Here is a 20,951-nt window from a genome sequence, read left to right on the forward strand (position 1 = left end):
CCCTCCCATGCGCAAACGCAAGGACAGGCCAAAGCGCCGGTTCCGCTTTTCTCTGCCCGCCAGGCCCACGGCACAGGTGTTCCGCAACGGTTCAGCCGCCACGGTACTGACCGTGCTGGCAGTGGCGGCAGTGGTACTGGTAAATCTGATCGGCAATGCCCTGCCCGCCTCGGTAAGCCAGTTTGACCTGAGCGAGACCAAGCTGTATACCCTGGGAGACGTATCCCTGGGCATTCTGGACGAACTGGAGCAGGATGTGACCATCTATTATCTGGCCCAGACCGGCAGCGTGGACAGCAATGTAACGGCTCTGCTGGATCAGTACGCCGGGCACAGCAGCCACATCCAGTGGCAGCAGAAGGACCCGGCCCTTTACCCGGGTTTTGCTTGCCAGATGGGGGTGGAGGACGCCACCGACGGCAGTCTGATCGTGGTGAGCGGTGACCGCACCAGGCTGGTGGACAGCAGCGTACTCTATTCCAGCGAATTTGACTACGACACCTATTCCTACACCACCAGCTTTGACGCGGAAAATCAGATCACCAGTGCGGTGCAGTACGTGACCGGCGGAGAACTCCCGGTGGTATATCAGCTTACCGGCCATGGCGAAGCCACCCTGTCGGACGGCGTGCAGCAGGCACTGGGGCTGCAGAATATGGAATTGCAGGAGCTGAACCTGCTGACCAGCGATATCCCCGAGGACGCGGACGTACTGGTGATCTATGCGCCCAGTTCGGATTTTGCCGCGGAAGACGTGGAAGCCCTGCGCAGCTGGCTGCTGGACGGCGGGCGGATGCTGGTCTGCACCGATCCCGGGGTGGATACGCCCAACCTGGACAGCCTGATGGAGGACTGGGGCCTGAGCCTGATCGATGGTCTGGTGATTGAAGGCAGCAGCAACTACCATCTGCAGGGCGCGTCCTACTACCTGCTGCCGGATCAGGGCAGCCATGCCATCAACGACGCTGTGGATGACGGCCTGTATGTATTGGCACCGGAGGCACAGGCCATCCGGGTGGCGGACGAACTGCCCGAGGGGGTCACGGTAAGCGAACTTCTGACCACCAGCGACAGCGCCTACATCAAATCCGAGGGGTATGATATGACCACGCTGAACAAAGAAGACGGGGACGAGACCGGCAGCTTTGTGCTGGCGGCAGCGGCCAGCCGCACGGTGACCGACGCTTCGGACGGTGAGGAAACGGACGACACCGAGGAAACCGCAGCAGACACCAGTGAAGCGGAAAGCCGCCTGGTCTGGCTGAGCTGCCCGATGCTGCTGATGACCGATGATCTGGATCAGATCACCATGGGCGGAAACGGCCAGTTTGCGCTGGGCTGTCTGACCTGGCTGGCAGATCAGGACACCACCGCCCTGATTGCCGCCAAGAGCCTGATGCTGAAAGGCCTGAGCCTGAGTTCCGGCCAGGTGACCTTCTGGGCCGGGGTGTTTATGGTGGCCGTGCCGCTGGTGCTGCTGATTCTGGGCATCACGGTAACCCTGAAACGGAGGAGACGCCGATGAAACAGAAACGGCTGCTGCTGTTTGTGCTGGTCGGGCTGGTGGTGGTGCTGGATGCCGGGCTGGCACTGGTTACCCATCTGGCCGCCGAGCCCGAGGAGACGGAAGACGACCCTTCCATCGCTTTGACCGACTATGCCGCAGCGGATATTACCGCCATTCAATACACCCGCGGAGACGAAACGGTCAATCTGGAGCGGATAACCGAAACGGTGGAGACCACCGATGAAGAGACCGGCGAGGTGACCACCGAGGAGGAAAGCCGCTGGACTCTGACCGACCGGCCGGACGAGACGGTGGAACAGACCCTGATCAACAGCATGACCACCGCGCTGGGAACCCTGACCGCCACCCGGGATCTGGGCGAAAACGAAAGCCTGGCCCAGTTCGGGCTGGATGAACCGGTGCTGACGGTTTGCGCCACGGCAAACGGCGAAGAGCACATCTACTACTACGGCGACACCAACGAGGTGACCGGCGAGGTATACCTGATGGTGGAGGGCGAGACCAGCCTGTACACCGTGAGTTACACCAGTTTGAATGTCTTCCAGTACACTGCCGACGAGCTGATCCAGGTGATCACCGCCGAGGTGGAACCGGAGGAAACCTCCGAATAAACAAACAGCAGGGCCCGGAAACTTTGTTTCCGGGCCCTGCTGTTTTTGCGCGGGATCGCGCTTATTTTTTCTTTTCGCCGAACTTGTATTCGGTACCATTGCGCAGGCGCTGGATATTGGCGCGGTGCATCCAGACCACCAGCGCGCCCATAATGGCGGCGCAGAGGGTGGGGAACCAGATCACATCGCCCTGGTACCAGCACCAGAGGGCGGTAAACACCGGATACAGCACCGCCACCGTGATGCTGGACAGGCTGACAATCCGGGTGGTGAACGCCAGGGTAAAGAAAACCACCGCCAGGGCGGCTACCACCACCGGCTGGCTGGCCAGGATCGCACCCGCGGCCACAGCCACCCCTTTGCCGCCCTTGAAGCCGAACCATACCGGCCACAGATGGCCGCAGGTGGCGGCAATAGCGGCCAGATGCGCCCCATACAGGGCAGCGTCCGGCACAGGCAGCAGGCCAAACAGCAGCCGGCCGATCAGCACGGCAAGCACACCCTTGCCCATGTCTCCCATCAGGGTCAGGGCGGCGGCCTTTTTGCCGTAGGTGCGCAGGATGTTGGTGGTGCCCGCGTTGCCGCTGCCCTTGCTGCGCACATCCTCTTTGAAGATGAGACGGCTGACCACTACGCCGAAATCGATGCTGCCCAGCAGGTAGGCCTGTGCCAGGCAGAGCACTGTGATCAGGATAATCCAGCCCACCGGCGAGCCGGTGACATAGATTGCGGTGGGGCCGTCCGCCCCGCCGATCGTCCCGATCGAACCAAGCGCCAGGATATTCAGATTCATACCGCCGATTCCTCCTTACAGGTACTTAGCGGGTCTTGCCGTCGCCCCGTTCCCGCACAAGCAGGCGCACCGGGGTGCCTTCCAGCCCGAAGGTCTCCCGGATCTGGTTCTCGATATACCGCTGGTAGGAGAAGTGGAACAGTTCCGCCCGGTTGATAAAGCAGACAAACGTGGGCGGCCGGGTGGAGGCCTGGGTCATATAGAAGATCTTGAGCCGCTTGCCCTTGTCGCTGGGAGGCTGCACACGGGCGGTAGCCCGGGCCAGCAGTTCGTTCAGCACACCGGTGGTCACACGCAGGGCGTTCTGACCGTCCACATAACGGATCAGCTCCATAAGCCGGTCCACCCGCTGGCCGGTGCGGGCGCTGATAAAGATGATGGGCGCGTAGGACATGAAGCTGAAATCATCCATGAGCTTTTTGCGCATGGCGTCCATGGTCTTGTCGTCCTTCTCCACCGCGTCCCACTTGTTGACCGCGATGATGCAGGCCTTTCCCTGCTCATGGGCATAGCCCGCCACCTTGCTGTCCTGCTCGGTAAAGCCCTCGGTGGCGTCGATCAGGATCACGCAGACCCGGCTGCGCTCCACCGCCGCCAGGCTGCGCAGTACGCTGTACCGCTCCACGCCGTCCTCCACCTTGGACCGCTTGCGCAGGCCCGCGGTATCGGTGAAGATAAAGCTGCCGTACTGGTTCTCCACCGGGCTGTCGATGGCATCCCGGGTGGTGCCGGCCTCGTTGGCCACGATCATCCGGTTTTCGCCCAGGATGTAGTTCACCAGGCTGGATTTGCCCACGTTGGGCCGCCCGATCACCGCCACGGGGATCCGGTCATCCTCTTCCCCGTTCTCTTCGGTCTTGGGCAGGTAGGCGCACACCGCGTCCAGCAGATCGCCGGTGCCGTGGCCGTGCACGGCGGAGACCGGGATCACCTCGCCCAGGCCCAGGGAGTAGAAATCGTACAGCTCCATGGGGGGCTCGCCCACCTTGTCGCACTTGTTTACCGCCAGCACCACCGGCTTACCGCTGCGCATCAGCAGGTTGGCCACGTCCTGGTCCAGGGCCGTGACACCGGCCCGCAGGTCGGTGACCATGATGATGCAGTCGGCCGAATCAATGGCCAGCTGGGCCTGCTGCCGCATGTGCAGCAGCATCCCGTCGTCCACATTGGGTTCCAGGCCGCCGGTATCCACCAGCAGGAACTTCTGGTTCTGCCACTCGCAGTCCCCGAAGATCCGGTCCCGGGTAACGCCCGGGGTATCCTCCACGATGGCCAGGCGCTGGCCGATCAGTTTATTGAACAGGGTGGACTTGCCCACGTTGGGCCGCCCCACCACTGCCACGATAGGTTTCGGCATGGTTGTCGCCTCCTCCTTTATTTCAGTTGGTTTTCTCCCCCAGCACGGCGCGCAGGGTGCCGGCACCGTCGGCGGGAAGAATCTTGACCTTTACCCCCAGCTGTTTTTCCAGCTGGGCCAGGGTCACGCTGTCCAGGAACATATCCTTTTCATCCCGCAGCATGACCTCGGGTACGCCCAGCACCCGGCTGGACAGCTTGCCCTTGCACTGGGCCTGGATATCGGCGGCGGTCACAAGGCCCGCCACGCTCACATTGCCGCCAAAGAAATCGTTCTGGATGGCGTGCACCGTCACCTTGACCGCAGGGAACCGGCGGTGCACCTCTTCCATCAGACGGCGGATCAGCGGTGCCGCCAGGGTACCGGTTACAATGTCCATCCGGCGGGGCAGCCAGACACGGCGGGGCTGGAACAGTTCATCCAGGAACTCATCGTGAAATTTGCGCCACATGCCCACGCCGTTTTCCAACTGGGGATACTCTTCGTAGAATTCTGCCGGCGGGATGGGCCGGCCGGCCATCAGATACCACTCGTCCCCCGGGTACACCAGGCGGGTGCCCAGTTCCTCACGGCACTGATTGCCGAATTCTTCCAGGATGTCCAGCACCGCGGCGGCACTGGCCGAATCGTAGGGGATCAGTTTATACAACCTGTCCCGGTAGCGGGTCAGGCCGCTGGGCACCGCCGCGATGCTTTTCACATGCGGGGCCAGGGCCTTCAGGTCGGCCAGGGTACGGCGCAGTTCGTCCCCGTCGTTCACACCCCGGCACAGCACCAGCTGGCAGTTCATCTCGATACCTGCCTGCGCGAACTGGGGCAGGTACTCCAGCACCTCCCCCGCCCGCTTGTTGGCCATCATCCGCACACGAAGCTGCGGGTTGGTGGTGTGCACCGAGATGTTGATGGGGCTGATGTGCATGGTTTTGATGCGCTCCACCTCGTGGGCGCTCAGGTTGGTCAGGGTGACGTAGTTGCCGAACAGAAAACTCAGCCGCTCGTCGTCATCCTTGAAGTACAGGGTGTCCCGCATACCGGGAGGAAGCTGGTCGATGAAGCAGAACATGCAGTGGTTGGCGCAGGTATGCTTCTGGTCGATCAGATAGGTCTCAAATCCGCATCCCAGCGGCTCGTATTCGGTTTTGCTCACCTGCAGATAATCCAGGTGCCCTTCCGTGGACACGGCCAGCTGAAAGGACGCGCCGGAGGTATAGAACTGATAGTCCAGCATATCATTGAGCTCGTTGCCGTCTGCCGAGAGCAGCACCGAACCGGGCCGGATGCCCAGACGCTCGGCCGCCGAGCCCTTTTCTACCTGCTGTACACGCACCGCCATAATCGGGTAACCTCCTGTGGGATAACAAAGCAAAAAGGGGAAGGCAAGCCCTCCCCTTTGCACTGGAAACCTGGATCAGGCTTCCTTCTTGACGATTTCCTTGCCCTTGTAGTAGCCGCAGTTGCCGCATACCTGGTGGGGGAGTTTGTACTCACCGCACTGTTCGCACTTGACCAGAGCGGGGGCCTCCAGCTTCCACACAGAGGAGCGACGCTTGTCACGCCGTGCCTTGGAAACCTTTCTCTTGGGTACTGCCATCTTTAAGCACCTCCTCGATGGAATTCTGTCATTGAAGCAGTTGTTTCAATATACTTAGCCTTGCGTCTGCGGGGGCATCATCGCCGGCCTGCCGCTGACAGGCACAGCCTGCCGCTTTTGGTTGTCCGCATACGGGGCAAAGTCCCTGACAATCCGGGCTGCACAGCAGCACGGGCTCGACCTCCAGCACCAGTTCCTGATATGCCAGTTCGTCCAGATCCAGCGCGCCGTTCTCCGCCAGGGGAAGCTCGAACTCCTCGCTGTCAGGATCGGACGGACGGATCAGCCACCGGCGTTCAAAACACACCGGCTGACGCACGGGCGCCAGGCATCGGGCACAGGATGCGCAGACCTGCGACTCTACCTTGAGCACAAGTTCCACATCCGCTTCGCCGGGATAGGCCGCGAACTCCACCGAGACCGGCTCGTCCACCGAATATCCGGGAAAATCAGCGCCGGTAAAATCCAACGTAAAGGACTGGCGCCAGGGCTCTCGCCCGTTGTGCAGGAACTGTTTCAGATCAAATTGCATAGTCTACCTCAAAGGCCGCTTATCAATTATACCCACTGTACATTGGTTTGTCAACTACAAAATACAGCGGAAATCAACTTTTTTGGTGTTTTCACCCGATGCACCGCTCGGTGCACCTATATATGGATGCGGCGGGGGCCGTTGCCGGCCCCCGCCGCCCATTCACCGCCGAAAGGCGGATCACAGATACTTGGAAACGCTCTCCGGCAGCGCGGCGCGGTCGGCAGAAACGGTAACAACCAGCTTCAGGTTCTCGCCCGCGATGGCGCTCAGCTGATCCAGAACCTTGCCCAGGGTGTCCAGGTCATGATCCAGAACCTTCAGCACGCCGTCGATATACAGCTCGGTAATGTCGTAGTTACCGGCCAGAACGCCGGCCACGAAGCCATAGAACATATCAGCGCCGGCCACATGGTACTCGTCCATATCCACCAGGCGGGCCTTGTAGTCGATGTCATAGGTGAGCTGCATGCCCTTTTCGATAACCACCACGTTGCCGGAAGTGGTGCGGGTGCCGGCGTTGATCATGTCAACCAGGGTCTTGGTCTTGCCGGAGCCTTTGGTGCCGACGATAAGTTGAATCATAGGGGTATACCTCCTTGTATTTTCACACTGTACTCAGTGCGGGGGATCAGTCTGCCAGTTTGGCTTCCAGTTCCGCCTTGCGGTCCTCGTAGCCGGGCTTGCCCAGCAGGGCGAACATATTCTTCTTGTAGCTTTCCACACCGGGCTGGTCGAAGGGGTTCACGCCCAGCAGATAACCGCTGACCGCGCAGGCCCGCTCAAAGAAGTAGATCAGGCCGCCCAGGTCGTACTCGGACAGGCTGTCCAGCTCCAGCAGGATGTTGGGCACGCCGCCGTCGGTATGGGCCAGCACGGTGCCTTCCAGCGCCTTGTGGTTGACCACGCTCATGTTCTGGTCAGCCAGGAAGTCCAGGCCGTCAAAGTTGTCGGCGCTGCGCTCGATGAACAGGTCACGGGTGGGCTTCTTGATGTCCACAACCGTCTCAAACATGATCCGGGCGCCGTCCTGAACGAACTGGCCCATGGAATGCAGGTCGGTGGAGAAGACCACGCTGGTGGGCATCAGGCCCTTCTGGTCCTTGCCCTCGCTCTCGCCGTACAGCTGCTTGTACCACTCGTTCATCATGGTGAAGTTGGGCTCATAGCAGGCCATCAGCTCCACAGCCTTGCCCTTGCGGTACAGGATGTTGCGGGCCGCGGCGTAGCGGTAGCAGGCATTGTCCGGGCTGAGCACCGAATACTCGGCCATGGCATCGGCCGCGCCCTTCATCAGCGCGTCGATGTCGCAGCCGGCGCAGGCGATGGGCAGCAGGCCCACGGCGGTGAGCACCGAATACCGGCCGCCCACGTCGTCGGGCACCACGAAAGTCTCCCACCCTTCGGCGTCGGCCAGCTGCTTCAGAGTGCCGCGGGCACGGTCGGTGGTGGCGTAGATCCGGCGGCGGGCCTCTTCAACGCCCACGGTGTCTTCCAGATATTTCTTGAAGACACGGAACGCCAGGGCCGGCTCAGTGGTGGTGCCGGACTTGGAGATGATGTTCACGCTGACACGCTTGCCGCGGCAGCAGTCCAGGATATCCTGCAGATAGGCCGGGCTGATGGAGTTGCCGGCAAAGAAGATCTGGGGGCCGTCCTGCACGGTGCAGTTGTACATCGCGCCCTTGACAGCCTCGATCACGGCGCGGGCACCCAGATAGGAGCCGCCGATGCCGATCACCACCAGCACGTCGCTGTCGCTGCGGATGCGGGCCGCTGCGGCCTTGATCCGGGCGAACTCTTCTTTATCATAGGCCACCGGAAGATCGGTCCAACCCAGGAAATCATTGCCCGGGCCGGTCTTGCTCTCCAGCATCTGGTGGGCCAGTTCCACCTGCGGATAAATCGCGGCGAATTCCTCGTCCCGCACAAACCCGTTCAGGTGTTTTGCATTGAATTTTATGCTCATGCGTCTGCCTCCCTTTAGCAGTGGATGTCTTGTAATAACTATACAGTTTTGCCCGGGTACTGTCAAGGCAGGCGGCACAAGTTTGACAGAAAAAACGGAGTTTCCCGCCCCCGCTGTTTACAGGCGGCACAGCTCCCGCAGCAGGGCGGAAAAGGCGGTGGAAAGGGTACGGCGGGCCACCGGGCCGGCGGTGACCACCGGGTATTCGCCCAGCAGCTGTTCGCCCGCATACAGCTGCACCACCCCTACCTGTGCGCCCTGCTCCACCGGGGCTTCCAGCTGCCCGGGCAGGGTCAGTTCCGCATGCAGGGAAGCCGCGCCGCCCTTGGGCACCAGCAGCGCGCCGGGCAGCCGGTAGGCCAGCGTCACCCGGGCGTCGTCCCCCAGGGTCACGGGCAGGGTCAGCGGGGCGTTTTCCGGCAGCGGCGCGGCGGCGTTTTCAAAATTGGCAAAGCCGTAGTCCAGCAGGGTGGTGGCCGCGTCAAAACGGTCGGCACTGCTGCCCGCCCCCAGCACCACCGCGATCAGGGACAGGCCGTTCCGGGTGGCGCTGGCGGTGATGCAGATTCCCGCGCCGCTGGTGGTGCCGGTCTTGAGGCCGGTGATCCCCTCATACCGGCGCAGCAGTTTGTTGGTGTTGACCAGCTGAGTCTCGCCGCCCCGCAGACTGTCTGTCCAGATGGTTGTGTACTCGGTGATCTGCGGGTGTTTGGTAAGCGTCTCCCGGCTGAGCATCGCCACATCCCGGGCACAGGACAGATGGCCGCTGGCATCCAGGCCGCTGGCATTGGCAAAATGGGTGCCGGTCAGCCCCAGCTCCTGGGCTTTGGCGTTCATCATCTCCACAAAGGCCGCCTCGCTGCCGCCCACGTACTCCGCCACCGCCACCGCCGCGTCGTTGGCGCTGGCCACGCAGATGGCCTTGAGCATCTCTCGCAGGGTCAGCTGCTCGCCGGGTTCCAGCCAGATCTGGCTGCCGCCCATATCGTAGGCATGCTCGCTGACCGGCACGATGTCGTCCAGACTGATGCGGCCCGCCTCCAGCGCCTCAAAGGTGAGCAGCAGGGTCATCACCTTGGTGATGGAGGCGATGGGCAGACGCTCGTCCGGCAGCTTCTCGTACAGAATGGCACCAGTGGCCTGGTCCATAAGCACGGCAGCCCGGCAGGGTACGTCAAAGTCCGGCTGCGCAAAGGTAAAGGGCTGCACGTCCTGTGCCGTTTGCGCTTCAGCGGCGGACACCGGCATACCGACCAGCAGGAGCAGCGCCAGCAGCGCCGCAATACATTGTTTCATGATGCGTTCCTCACTTCCCCATTGATCTTTACCGTATGTATATGGGACAGGGTTGCAAATTAGTCGTGCGGGGCGGTTGTGCCGGGGCGCAGATTCCGTTATAATAAGGTGTGATACGGGGCCGCACATGCCCTGTAAGAAACACATATTGCGAGGAAACACTATGCGCGTTAGTTTTTATACGCTGGGCTGCAAGGTAAACCAGAACGAGACCGGGGCGCTGCAGCAGCTGTTCTGCCAGAACGGCTACACCCTGGCCGGGAAGGATGAACCGGCAGACGTTTATATTGTGAACAGCTGTACCGTGACCGCGGGCGGCGACAAGAAAAGCCGCCAGTGGCTGCGGCGGGCCAAGCGGGAAAATCCCGGCGCGGTGACCGTGCTGACCGGCTGCTATCCCCAGGCATTCCCGGAGGAGGCTGCCGCCATGGAGGAAGCCGATCTGGTAACCGGCAGCACCGACCGGCGCGGCCTGCTGGAGCGGGTGCAGCGGGTGCTGGACAGCGGCGAACGGCTGGTGGAGATTGCCCCCCACGAGCGGGGCGAAGCCTTTGAAGAACTGCCCATGGAGCGGTTCGAGGGCCATACCCGGGCGTTCATCAAGGTAGAGGACGGCTGCGACCGGCAGTGCGCCTACTGCGTGATTCCCCGGGCCCGGGGCCGGGTGCGCAGCCGCAGCCAGGAAAGCGTGCTGGCGGAACTGCGCACCCTGGCGGACGCGGGCTACCGGGAAGTGGTGCTGGCGGGCATCAACCTGTCCAGTTACGGCAAGGATACCGGCAGCACCCTGGCCCGCCTGACCGCCGCCTGCGGGCAGGTGGAGGGCATCGACCGCATCCGGCTGGGCAGCCTGGAGCCGGATCTGATGACCGACAGTGAGATTGAAATCCTGGCCGGGGTGGACAGCCTGTGCCCCCAGTTTCATCTCTCTTTGCAGAGCGGCTGTGACGCCACCCTGCGGCGGATGCGCCGGATCTACGACACGGCCCAGTATGTGGCTGTGGCGGACAAGCTGCGGGCGGCTTTCGGCGGAAATGTAAGCTTTACCACCGACGTGATTGCAGGTTTTCCCGGCGAGACCGAGGAGGAGTTCCGCCAGAGCCTGGCGTTTGTGGAGTCCTTCGGATTTCTGAAGGTGCATGTATTCCCCTACTCGGCCCGGCCGGGCACCCCAGCGGCGGATTTCCCGGATCAGATCCCGGAGGCGGAAAAGGCTGCCCGGGTGCACCGGATGCAGAAAGCCGCGGACGCGGCCCGGGCGCGGCTGGCGGCGGAGATGGAGGGCCGCCGGGAGGAAGTGCTGCTGGAAAAGCCGCTTTCGGCCACCCTGTTCACCGGCTATACCCGGCTGTACCTGCCGGTGGTGGTAAGCGCCCCCGGCCATACCGGCGGCGACGTGGTACCGGTGGAGCTGGGCCCCTGGGAGGGTGAGCACAGCCGTGCCCGGCTGGCGGAGTAAAAAAAGCGCAAAACTGCCAAAGAAAAATCCATTTTGCCCCTTGGCGGCGCGGCGGTTTTATGTTATTCTTTTGACGAGACCCGAAGTGTGAAAGGAGTACCACCATGCGAGGAATCTACACCCCCGTAATCGACATCCGCCGCAAAGTCTTTACCGAAGTGGCCCGGATGTCCTACGAAGGCGGAAATTATGCGGAAAAGATGACTACCCTGCCCTTTAAGATCGTGCCCGGCGAAATCGGCAAGCTGCGGCACAACATCTTCCTGGAGCGGGCCATCGTAAGCGAGCGTATCCGGCTGGCCATGGGCCTGCCCCTGCGTCCGGTGGACACCCAGATACCCGCCAGCGCCGGCGTGGAGCACAGCGCCATTGCGGAAAAGTACTACGATCCGCCGCTGATCAACGTGATTAAGTTTGCCTGCAACAGCTGCCCGGAGAAGCTGGTCAAGGTAACCAGCATGTGTCAGGGCTGTCTGGCCCATCCCTGCCAGGAAGTCTGCCCCAAAAAGGCGATTTCTTTCCGCAACGGGCTGAGCCACATTGACCAGGATCTGTGCATCAAGTGCGGCAAGTGCGTGGACGCCTGCCCCTACCATGCCATCGTGAAGATGGAGCGGCCCTGCGCCCAGGCCTGCGGCATGAACGCCATCAAGTCGGACGAGTTCGGCCGTGCCGAAATTGATTACGACAAGTGCGTATCCTGCGGCATGTGCCTGGTGAACTGCCCCTTCGGCGCCATTTCCGACAAGGGCCAGATCTTCCAGCTGATCCAGTCCATCCAGCAGGGCGACCGGGTGTTTGCCATCGTGGCCCCGGCGTTCATCAACCAGTTCCCCGGCCTGACCCCGGAGAAGTTCAAGGCTGCCATGAAGCAGCTGGGCTTTGACGACGTGGTGGAGGTGGCCATCGGCGCCGACCTGTGCACCGTGGAGGAAGCCAAGGACTTCATGCGTGAGGTGCCGGAGCATCAGCCGTTCATGGCGACCAGCTGCTGCCCGTCCTGGAGCGTGATGGCCAAGAAGCTGTTCCCGGAACTGGCCCCCTACATCAGCATGACCATGACCCCCATGGTGCTGACTGCCCGCCTGCTGAAGAAGCAGCACAAGAACATCAAGGTGGCCTTTATCGGGCCCTGCTCCGCCAAGAAGCTGGAGGCCAGTCGCCGCACCGTGCGCAGCGATGTGGACTTTGTGCTGACCTTTGAGGAACTGATGGGCATGTTTGAGGCCCGTGAAGTGGACTTCGACATTCTGGAGGACGAGGGCGGTCTGGACCGTGCCACCGCCGCAGGCCGCGGCTTTGCCGTCAGCGGCGGCGTGGCGCAGGCTGTGGCCGACGCCATCCATCGTCTGGACCCGGAGCGCGAGGTCAAGATCGCCAGCGCCCAGGGCCTGGCGGAGTGCAAGAAGCTGCTGATGATGGCCAAGGCCGGCAAGTACAACGGCTATCTGCTGGAGGGCATGGGTTGCCCCGGCGGCTGTATCGCCGGTGCGGGCACCCTGGCCGACCCGGCCAAGACCGCGGCCATCCTGGCCAAGTACAAGAAGGAAGCCAATCTCCAGGACGCGCTGGACAGCCCCTACGAGATTACCCTGAACTTCCTGCACGACTGATACAGAACATTATAACCGAGAAACCCCGGTGCGCTGTGCGCACCGGGGCTTCTCGGTTTGAAAGGAAAAACGAGCATTGAGAACCGTTCGCCGCACCCGGCCGCCCGGCCGGGGGAACACCGTCGGAACAACCCGGGCCGGCGCCCGCTCTCATACGTAGAAAAGCATATCGCTGTAGGTGGGCAGCGGCCACAGGGTACGGTCCACCGTCTGCTCCAGCTTATCGGCCGGGGTACGGACCGCCGCCATGGCGGGCAGCACCTTGTCGGCGCAGTAGCGGGCCAGCTCGGTCACATCCTGCGGCATGGCCGCCACGCAGGCATCCAGGCTGTCGGCAGCCGCCAGCATCTCGCCGGTGAGGGCACTCACCTTGCCGGTAAGCGCGGCCTCGGCAGGGGCCTCGATGCCCAGCGCCTTCTTGGCGCTTACGCCGGCGGCCAGGCCGTTGGCGTACTTGATGCAGGCGGGGGCAATCTGCTGGCGCACCAGATCCAGCAGTGTCAGGGCCTCAATGCGGATGGCCTTGCCGTACTCGTCCAGCAGGATCTCTTGCCGGGAGGCGATTTCTTCCCGGGTATAGATGCCGTGCCGGGCAAACAGCGCCACATTCTTTTCGTCGGTGTAGTGAACCAGCGCCTCGGGGGTGGTGCGGAAGTTGCACAGGCCCCGGCGCGCGGCCTCCACCGGCCACTCCTCGCCGTAGCCGTTGCCGTTGAACAGGATGCGCTGATGGGCCGCCAGTTCCCGGCGGATCAGGGTCAGCAGATCCTTCTGGAAATCGGCGCTGCCCTCCAGCTCATCCGCATACTGGGCCAGCGCGTCCGCCACAGCGGTGTTGAGCATCACGTTGGTGCAGGCAATATTGAAGGACGAACCGGGCATCCGGAACTCAAACTTGTTGCCGGTAAAGGCAAAGGGGCTGGTGCGGTTCCGGTCGGAGGTATCCCGGGGCAGGTTGGGCAGCACCACGGCGCCGGTATCCAGCACGGTGGGGGCATTGGGGCGGCAGGGGGTGCCCTCGATCAGGCAGTCAATGACCGCCTGCAGTTCATCCCCCACATACACCGACACAATGGCCGGGGGCGCTTCGTTGGCGCCCAGCCGGTGGTCGTTTCCGGCGCTGGCCACGCTGATGCGCAGCAGATCCTGGAAATCATCCACCGCCTTGATCACCGCGGTGAGGAACAGCAGGAACTGGGTGTTCTCGGCCGGGGTGGAGCCCGGATCCAGCAGGTTCTCTCCCTTTTCGGTGCTCATGCTCCAGTTGTTGTGCTTGCCGCTGCCGTTGACACCCTCAAAGGGCTTTTCGTGCAGCAGGCAGGCAAACCCGTGCCGGTCGGCCACCTTCTTCATGACCTCCATGGTCAGCTGGTTGGCGTCGGTGGCAATGTTGGCGGTGGCAAAGATGGGGGCCATCTCGTGCTGGCAGGGGGCCACCTCGTTATGTTCGGTCTTGGCCAGGATGCCCAGCTTCCAGAGCTCCTCATCCAGATCGGCCATAAACACCTTGACCCGGGGCCGCAGGGAGCCAAAATAGTGATCCTCCATCTCCTGGCCCTTGGGGGCGGGCGCACCCACCAGGGTACGGCCGGTCAGGATCAGGTCCGGGCGGCAGGCATAGTCCTGCTTGTTGATGAGGAAATATTCCTGCTCCGGCCCGATGGTGGCGGTGACCCGGCAGGCCTTTTTGCCGAACAGCGCCAGCACCCGCACCGCCTGGCGGCTCAGTGCCTCCATGCTGCGCAGCAGCGGGGTTTTCTTGTCCAGCACCTGGCCTGTATAGCTGCAAAAGGCGGTGGGGATACAGAGGGTATCGTCCTTGATAAAGGCGTAGCTGGTGGGGTCCCAGGCGGTGTAGCCGCGGGCCTCAAAGGTGGCGCGCAGGCCGCCGGAGGGGAAGCTGGAGGCGTCCGGCTCGCCCTTGACCAGTTCCTTGCCGGAGAAGTCCATAATCACGCCGCCATCGCCGCAGGGGCTGATGAAGCTGTCGTGCTTCTCGGCGGTAACACCGGTCATGGGCTGAAACCAGTGGGTAAAATGGGTGGCGCCCTTGCTTACCGCCCAGTCCTTCATACAGGTGGCCACCACGTTGGCCACATCCAGATCCAGCGGCGCGCCCCGCTGGATGGTATTTTTCAGAGAACGGTACACATCCCGGGGGAGGTGCGCCTTCATCACCTTGTCATTAAAAACCATACTGCCGAACAGTTCCGGTACGTTCTGCATACTAAACTCTCCTTCCCTCAAACACGCTGTTTTTCGTTTACAGCAGCGGAATACCCGCTTGTTCGCAATCCTTTACCATCTCCTGCGGCCACAGGCTGACCTGCACCTCACCAATGTGGGCCTTGCCCAGCAGCAGCATGCACAGACGGCTCTGGCCGATGCCGCCGCCCATGGTCAGGGGCAGGGTGCCGTCCAGCACCGCCTTGTGGAACGGCAGCTCCAGCCGCTGGGGGCAGCCGGCCAGTTCGCACTGGCGGCGCATGCTCTCCGCATCCACCCGGATGCCCATGCTGGACACCTCAAAAGCGTGGCCCAGCACACTGTTCCAGAACAGGATATCCCCGTTCAGCGCCCAGTCGTCATAGTCGGGGGCGCGGCCGTCGTGCTTCTGGCCGCTCTTCAAAGCCCCGCCGATCTGCATGACAAAGGCGGTGGGATGGTCTTGCAGCCAGGCGTCCTCCCGCTCTTTCGGGGTCTTGTCAGGCCACCGGTCTTCCAGTTCCTGGGTAGTCACAAAGCTGACCTCACGGGACAGCTCCACCGGCAGGGCGGGATATTCCTTTTTCACCGCGTCCAGGGTATCGCAGACCGCCGCCACGATCTGACGGACCGTTTCTTTCAGCTGTTCCACCGTGCGGGTTTCCCGGGTGATCACCTTTTCCCAGTCCCACTGATCCACGTAGACCGAGTGGAGAGCATCCAGTTCCTCGTCCCGGCGGATAGCGTTCATGTCGGTATACAGGCCGGTACCGGCGGCAAATCCGTAGCGGCCCAGCGCCATGCGCTTCCACTTGGCCAGGCTGTGTACCACCTGGGCGGCGGGCAGGGTGGGAATGGCCGGAATATCAAAGGATACCGGGCGTTCCACACCGTTCAGGTCGTCGTTCAGGCCGGTGGCCGGATCCACGAACAGCGGCGCGGTCACACGGGAGAGGCTCAGCCGCCGGGCCAGCTCCTGCTGGAAGGTCTGCTTGATAAAACCAATGGCTTTCTGGGTGTCATACAGGCCCAAAACGGGGGTATACGCTTTTTTCATAGGTCATTCCTCCTTATTCCAAGGCCGGGGCGCCAGCCAGGCGAACAAACGCCTGCAGGATACCCAGGCCTGTCTTGGCACTTTTTTCCGGATGAAACTGCACGCCGGTTACATTGGCCCGCTGCACCGCCGCGCATACGGTGTGGCCGCCATACAGGGTATAGGCCAGGCGGTCAGCCTCCCGGGAGGGATGGGCGGCAAAGCTGTGCACGAAGTACACCTCTTCGCCCGGCTGCACATCCGCCAGCGGCAAGGCGGCAAATCCCGCCGTGCGGGACGGGTACAGCCCGCTCCATCCCACGTGGGGAACCCGCAGCGGCGCGCCGTCGGTATCCAGCCGGGGCAGCGGCTCCACCGTGCCGGGGATCAGCCCCAGACCGGCGGTTTCGCCGTCCTCATAGCCGGTATCAAACAGCATCTGCATACCCAGGCAGATCCCCAGCAGCGGCACTCCTTCGGACGCCTTCTGCCGGATGGCCTCGTCCAGGCCGCTCTCCCGCAGACGGGCCATGCCGTCGGCAAAGGAGCCTACGCCCGGCAGCACCAGCGCCGCCGTTTTCTGCAGATCCCGGGGGCTGTGAGCGAACAGGGTTTGTGCGCCGCAGTGTTCCAGCGCCCGCCGCACACTGAGCAGGTTGCCCCGGCCATAGTCAATGATGGTTACGACCGGCCGCATACTCTCACCTCCACGCCCTGTCGGGCCAGTTGTTCCTTGAGGGTGGGGATGTCGGCATCGCCGTAGTGCAGGATGCTGCCTACGGCCACCGCTGCCGCGCCGCCCTGTACAGCCCGGGCCAGATCCCCGGCCCCGGACGCGCCGCCGGCAGCAATCACCGGCACAGGCACCGCGGCACAGACAGCGGCGATCAGCTCCTGATCCATGCCTTTGCGGAATCCCTCTTTATCTACGCCGGTAAGCAGGATCTCCCCTGCCCCCCGGGCCACCCCCTCTTTGACCCACTCCAGCACATCCCGGCCGGAGTGTTCCCGGCCATTGTCGTAGTAGGCTTCCCAGCCGGCGGACGGATCGGCGGGGTTCCGCCGCTTGGCCTGCACGCTGAGCACCATGCACTGGCTGCCGAACGCCCGGGCGACTTCCCCGATCAGTTCCGGCCGGCGCAGGGCCGCGGTGTTGATGGCGGCCTTGTCCGCCCCTGCCCGCAGGATGGCGGCCACGTCCTCCACGCTGCGCAGCCCGCCGCCCGCGGTGATGGGGATAAACACATCGGCGGTAGCCTGGCGAAGAATGTCCCCCAGATTGTTGCGCTCATACAGGCTGGCAACCGTGTCCAGGTAGAGCAGCTCATCCACGCCCTGCCGGTAATACCGCACCGCGAACTCGTGCGGATCGCCCAGTTTTCGCAGCCCCTCGTACTGGATGCCCTTGACCAGGTTCTCGTCCTTTACATCCAGCCGGGCGATCAGGCGTACCCGGCTCATCGCGCCGCCCCCCAGCCGCAGAGGCTGTCGCCCTCATAGGGGGTATGCCGCAGCGACCAGACGCCGTCCTTGTAATTCCACAGGTGGGGCGAACGGAACCGGTCGGCCAGGTGCATGAAGTAATCCAGATCCATTTCCGGCTGCTCAAAGCAGTCGGCGGCTTTGCCGAAATGCTTTTTGTCGATGGAGATATACCGGAAGAATTCATCGGCAAACCGGGCGGGGAATTCCCCGTCAAACTTGCGGCAGAGGGCCACGCCCTCCGGGCGGGTGATCTCGTGGTTGCGGATCTCCTGGGCCGCGTCGTAGGTGCAGCGGCCGATGCCGTACTTGATGTAGGTGGTGTAATAGAAGAAGTCGTCCACCTTGTCGTCGATGGAATTGTACTTGGAATAGGTACCGGCGGTGCGCTCCGGGCTGGGGACAAACCCGCCGTGCTCCACGCTGTAATAGTAGGCGCCCTGGGGATGCCACTTTTCGTAGTAGCCCATGTAATGGACCTGGATGTGGTTTTTCTCCACGTCGCTGGTCTCGCAGGGCAGGTAGATGGCCAGGTCGGCCGCGTCCACCCCGAAATCCTCCTTCAGCTGCCGCAGCGACACGCCGCCCAGATAGATATGGTCGAAGTCGTTGGTGGCAAAGAACCGTTCGTCCCGCAGGGCGGTGTCATTGTCCGCGATGGGATTGCCGAACTCGGCTTCGTTCTCCCCGTAGAATACCAGCGGAATACCGAATTTGGCGGCCATCTTGGGGGCCAGCTGCTTCTGGCCCAGGATAAACGGCTGGAACGGATGGAACAGGTTTTCGGTGGCCAGCCGGGTCAGCAGCCGGTGGGTCAGGCCGTTGGGGGTACACAGGTAGTTGTCAAATCCCGCGTGGATCCAGGCCTCAAAGTTCTGCCAGCCCCAGCTGGTGTAGATGTGCGGGGCCCAGGTAACGGTAAGCGGATGCATCCCGTACTTGTATTTCAGCAGATGGGCGGCATAGAAGCTGTCCTTGCCGCCGGAACCGGGCACCAGGCAGTCGTAGCTGCCGTCGGTTTTGCGATACCGGTCACACAGTTCCCGCAGCTGCCGCTCCCGGTCGGCCCAGTCGATGCGGCCCTCCTTGTTGTGGCAGGCGTGGCAGGCATCGCAGACGCCGTCCTCCTGAATCACCATGGTGGCCTTTTTCGAGCGGATGGTGTGCTCGAACTCCTGGCAGCTGTTGGGCTTCTGGTTGCTCATCACACATTCGCGGCAGAACTGCACCTTGCGGGGCAGGCCGAAATACGCTTCCCGCTCCTCGTCCGGGATGGACGGATCATATTTCGCATAGTCGATGGGCAGGTATCGGGGCAATTTTTCCATAGGTTGTACGCCTCACTTTTCCTTCAAAGATTCCTTTCAAACCGGCGCGGCCCTGCCGCGCCGTATATATAAAGGAAAGGCGCCTGCCGGCAGGGGGAGTTTTCCCTCTGCGCGGCAGGCGCCTTTGCCTGTCGATAGGATGGCGGGCTCACAGGGCCCGGTCTTCGTAGTTCTGCAAAATTTCCAGCGCGGCTTCCCGGCTGGTAATGCGGGCATCCATTGCCCGTTTTTCAATCAGCCGGTGCGCCTCCTCTTCGGAGAGGTCCGCATACCGGGCCAGCACGCATTTGGCGCGGCTGATCACCCGGGCTTCGTCCAGCCGTTTGGCCAGACGCTGGTTCTGGGCCATCAGCGCCCGCACCCGCTGCTGGCTGGTGCGGATGAGCCGCAGCGCAAACGCCGCCTGCTGGCGGGAAAGCGGCCGTCCCAGCACGAACACCCCGTACTTTTCCAGCCCGGCGGCCAGCCGGTCCGCCTGCGGCCCGGGGCAGAGCAGGATGACCCCCGCCCCGCTGTCCGCCGCCTGCACGGCCAGATCCCGGCCGAATTCGTCCGGCAGCGGCGCGTTGACCACCAGCAGTTCACAGCCGTTCTGGCCCATGGCGCGGCGGGCTTCCCCCGCGCTGGTACAGCAGACCGCCCCCTGGCCGGGCCCCGCAAACAGGGTGCGCAGGGTGTCGTGGTACTGACGGTCGCTTGCGATCAGGACACCGGCCATTGGGCTCACCTCACTTTTACGCCGCGTAGGGCGGTATTTCAGATACGGTCAAAATACTGTTCCATCTCGTAAAGGACCGGGTCCGGCTCAGCGGCGTAGGCCTCGGCCTCCTTTTGTTTATAGGCAAGATAGTCGTTCAGCAAACGGGCGGGCAGCACCCGGGGCAGAAAATCGCTCTTGCGGGCGGCCGCTACCGCCTCGGCCAGATCGGCGGGCAGCGGGGTCAGATTCGGCGCTTCGGAGGGCCGGTAAACCGCAAAGTTGGTGGAGGGCGGCAGGGTCAGTTTATCCCGGATGCCCTCAAAGCCCGCCTCCAGCAGCAGGGTTGTGACCACATAGGGGTTGCAGGAGGGGTCGGGGCTGCGCAGTTCCATGCGGCAGTCGTCCCCTTTGGCGGCAGGCACCCGCACCAGAGAGGAGCGGTTCTGGCAGCTCCAGCTGACCACGCCCGGCGCCTCGTGGCAGCCCAGCCGGTTGTAGGAGCCGGGCAGCGGGTCGGCAAACACGGTGATCTCCGGCACCCGCCGCAGGATGCCCGCCAGGAAAGCGGCCGCCTCCGGATCCGGGTTTTCGGCAAAGCCGCGGAACAGGTTTTCCCCGTTCCGGAACAGGGACAGATTCATGTGCAGGCCGCTGCCGCTGGCCCCGGGCAGGGGTTTGGGCAGGAAGGAGGCAAACAGCCCGTTCTGGGCGGCGATGGCCTTGACCGCCGTGCGCATGGTCATCAGGTCATCGGCCGCGTGCAGCGGCGAAGCGCACCGGAAATCAATCTCGTTCTGGCCAGGGCCCTGCTCGTGGTGACTGCGCTCCGGCTGGATGCCCATTTCCTCCAGCGTCAGGCAGATCTCCCGGCGCACGTTTTCACCCCGGTCCATGGGGGCAATGTCAAAGTACCCGGCCCGGTCAAAGGGGCGGTTGGTGGGCAGGCCCCGTTCGTCGGTCTCGAACAGATAGAACTCACATTCCGGGCCCGCCAGCAGGCGGTAGCCGGCCTGCTCGGCCTGGCGCTCCACCCGCTGCAGCAGGTGCCGGCCATCCCCCTCAAAGGGGCGGCCGTCCGGATAGCGGATGTTGCACATCACCCGGGCCACGCAGCTTTCGCTGGGGCGCCAGGGCAGCAGGCAGAAGGTATCCAGATCCGGCACCAGGAACAGATCCGATTCCGCCACATTGGCAAATCCCGCGATGGCCGACGCATCAAAGGAGACGCCCGCCTCCACCGCATGGGGCAGCTGGCTGGCCATAATGGCGATGTTTTTCTGCACGCCGAAGATGTCGCAGAATGCCAGACGGATGAATTTGATGTCGTTTTCTTCAATAAACGAGAGCAGCTGGGAAAGAGAGTGGCTCATGGGGATGCCTCCTTGCCGTGCGGATATGAATATGGGAAAAGGCGCTGCCTTCCCCTTGGCGGGGCCGCAGCGCCTTTGCTG

Annotated in this window: 19 protein-coding genes; 4 read left to right on the forward strand and 15 right to left on the reverse strand. The window is 62.9% G+C overall.

Annotation, left to right across the window (positions count from 1 at the left end):
* The first annotated feature begins 7 nt into the window (after nucleotides 1-7).
* Entirely contained in the window at nucleotides 8-1,525 is a 1,518-nt protein-coding gene (locus B5E65_RS04925) for a GldG family protein (protein ID WP_087170661.1), read from the forward strand.
* Complete coding sequence (locus tag B5E65_RS04930; RefSeq protein ID WP_087170662.1) at nucleotides 1,522-2,139, forward strand: DUF4340 domain-containing protein; 618 nt, start codon at nucleotides 1,522-1,524, stop codon at nucleotides 2,137-2,139. The genes B5E65_RS04925 and B5E65_RS04930 overlap by 4 nt, the downstream gene beginning before the upstream one ends.
* Nucleotides 2,140-2,200: 61 nt before the next feature.
* On the opposite strand, the gene plsY is transcribed toward B5E65_RS04930, so the two are convergent.
* The 8 genes from plsY to B5E65_RS04970 all read right to left on the reverse strand — a co-directional run bounded on the left by plsY (nucleotide 2,201) and on the right by B5E65_RS04970 (nucleotide 9,677).
* Nucleotides 2,201-2,932 carry a glycerol-3-phosphate 1-O-acyltransferase PlsY gene (plsY, locus tag B5E65_RS04935; protein WP_087170663.1) on the reverse strand — a complete coding sequence of 244 codons (732 nt, stop codon included), beginning with the start codon at nucleotides 2,930-2,932 and terminating at the stop codon, nucleotides 2,201-2,203.
* Between the two features lie 25 nt (nucleotides 2,933-2,957).
* Complete coding sequence (gene der, locus B5E65_RS04940; protein WP_087170664.1) at nucleotides 2,958-4,289, reverse strand: ribosome biogenesis GTPase Der; 1,332 nt, start codon at nucleotides 4,287-4,289, stop codon at nucleotides 2,958-2,960.
* A 22-nt stretch (nucleotides 4,290-4,311) separates the two neighbouring features.
* On the reverse strand, nucleotides 4,312-5,622 hold the full coding sequence (locus B5E65_RS04945; protein ID WP_087170665.1) for a DUF512 domain-containing protein: 1,311 nt from the start codon (nucleotides 5,620-5,622) through the stop codon (nucleotides 4,312-4,314).
* 75 nt (nucleotides 5,623-5,697) lie between these two features.
* A complete protein-coding gene (rpmF, locus tag B5E65_RS04950; RefSeq protein ID WP_087170666.1) occupies nucleotides 5,698-5,880 on the reverse strand; it encodes a 50S ribosomal protein L32 in 183 nt (60 codons plus the stop codon).
* Nucleotides 5,881-5,908: 28 nt separating this feature from the next.
* A complete protein-coding gene (locus tag B5E65_RS04955) occupies nucleotides 5,909-6,412 on the reverse strand; it encodes a YceD family protein (RefSeq protein WP_087170667.1) in 504 nt (167 codons plus the stop codon).
* A 180-nt stretch (nucleotides 6,413-6,592) separates the two neighbouring features.
* The gene (locus B5E65_RS04960) at nucleotides 6,593-6,997 is read right to left on the reverse strand and encodes a hypothetical protein (RefSeq protein WP_087170668.1); all 405 of its coding nucleotides are present in this window, start codon (nucleotides 6,995-6,997) and stop codon (nucleotides 6,593-6,595) included.
* 46 nt (nucleotides 6,998-7,043) lie between these two features.
* Nucleotides 7,044-8,381, reverse strand: a complete 1,338-nt coding sequence (locus B5E65_RS04965) for a glucose-6-phosphate isomerase (protein WP_087170669.1) — start codon at nucleotides 8,379-8,381, stop codon at nucleotides 7,044-7,046.
* A gap of 117 nt (nucleotides 8,382-8,498) precedes the next feature.
* Nucleotides 8,499-9,677 carry a D-alanyl-D-alanine carboxypeptidase family protein gene (locus B5E65_RS04970; protein WP_087170670.1) on the reverse strand — a complete coding sequence of 393 codons (1,179 nt, stop codon included), beginning with the start codon at nucleotides 9,675-9,677 and terminating at the stop codon, nucleotides 8,499-8,501.
* A 163-nt stretch (nucleotides 9,678-9,840) separates the two neighbouring features.
* On the opposite strand from B5E65_RS04970, the gene mtaB reads away from it, so the two are divergent.
* A complete protein-coding gene (gene mtaB / locus B5E65_RS04975; RefSeq protein WP_087170671.1) occupies nucleotides 9,841-11,136 on the forward strand; it encodes a tRNA (N(6)-L-threonylcarbamoyladenosine(37)-C(2))-methylthiotransferase MtaB in 1,296 nt (431 codons plus the stop codon).
* Nucleotides 11,137-11,240: 104 nt separating this feature from the next.
* On the forward strand, nucleotides 11,241-12,749 hold the full coding sequence (locus tag B5E65_RS04980) for a 4Fe-4S dicluster domain-containing protein (protein WP_087170672.1): 1,509 nt from the start codon (nucleotides 11,241-11,243) through the stop codon (nucleotides 12,747-12,749).
* A gap of 150 nt (nucleotides 12,750-12,899) precedes the next feature.
* Here B5E65_RS04980 and B5E65_RS04985 read toward each other — a convergent pair whose 3' ends face one another.
* The 7 genes from B5E65_RS04985 to B5E65_RS05015 all read right to left on the reverse strand — a co-directional run bounded on the left by B5E65_RS04985 (nucleotide 12,900) and on the right by B5E65_RS05015 (nucleotide 20,870).
* Nucleotides 12,900-14,975, reverse strand: coding sequence for a glutamine synthetase III family protein (locus tag B5E65_RS04985; RefSeq protein ID WP_087170673.1), 2,076 nt, complete (start codon nucleotides 14,973-14,975; stop codon nucleotides 12,900-12,902).
* A gap of 37 nt (nucleotides 14,976-15,012) precedes the next feature.
* Nucleotides 15,013-16,011: an aspartate--ammonia ligase gene (gene asnA / locus B5E65_RS04990; protein WP_087170674.1), complete on the reverse strand. Its 999-nt coding sequence runs from the start codon at nucleotides 16,009-16,011 to the stop codon at nucleotides 15,013-15,015.
* A 13-nt stretch (nucleotides 16,012-16,024) separates the two neighbouring features.
* A complete protein-coding gene (gene hisH / locus B5E65_RS04995) occupies nucleotides 16,025-16,687 on the reverse strand; it encodes an imidazole glycerol phosphate synthase subunit HisH (protein WP_087170675.1) in 663 nt (220 codons plus the stop codon).
* Entirely contained in the window at nucleotides 16,672-17,451 is a 780-nt protein-coding gene (hisF, locus tag B5E65_RS05000; protein WP_087170676.1) for an imidazole glycerol phosphate synthase subunit HisF, read from the reverse strand. The genes hisH and hisF overlap by 16 nt, the downstream gene beginning before the upstream one ends.
* Nucleotides 17,448-18,800 carry an N-acetyl sugar amidotransferase gene (locus B5E65_RS05005; protein WP_087170677.1) on the reverse strand — a complete coding sequence of 451 codons (1,353 nt, stop codon included), beginning with the start codon at nucleotides 18,798-18,800 and terminating at the stop codon, nucleotides 17,448-17,450. The genes hisF and B5E65_RS05005 overlap by 4 nt, the downstream gene beginning before the upstream one ends.
* A gap of 148 nt (nucleotides 18,801-18,948) precedes the next feature.
* Complete coding sequence (locus tag B5E65_RS05010; protein ID WP_087170678.1) at nucleotides 18,949-19,518, reverse strand: ANTAR domain-containing response regulator; 570 nt, start codon at nucleotides 19,516-19,518, stop codon at nucleotides 18,949-18,951.
* Between the two features lie 38 nt (nucleotides 19,519-19,556).
* Nucleotides 19,557-20,870 carry a glutamine synthetase family protein gene (locus B5E65_RS05015; protein WP_087170679.1) on the reverse strand — a complete coding sequence of 438 codons (1,314 nt, stop codon included), beginning with the start codon at nucleotides 20,868-20,870 and terminating at the stop codon, nucleotides 19,557-19,559.
* Between the last annotated feature and the right edge of the window lie 81 nt (nucleotides 20,871-20,951).

Origin of the sequence: Gemmiger sp. An120, from assembly GCF_002160955.1 — a bacterium.
Taxonomy (GTDB): domain Bacteria; phylum Bacillota; class Clostridia; order Oscillospirales; family Ruminococcaceae; genus Gemmiger_A; species Gemmiger_A avium.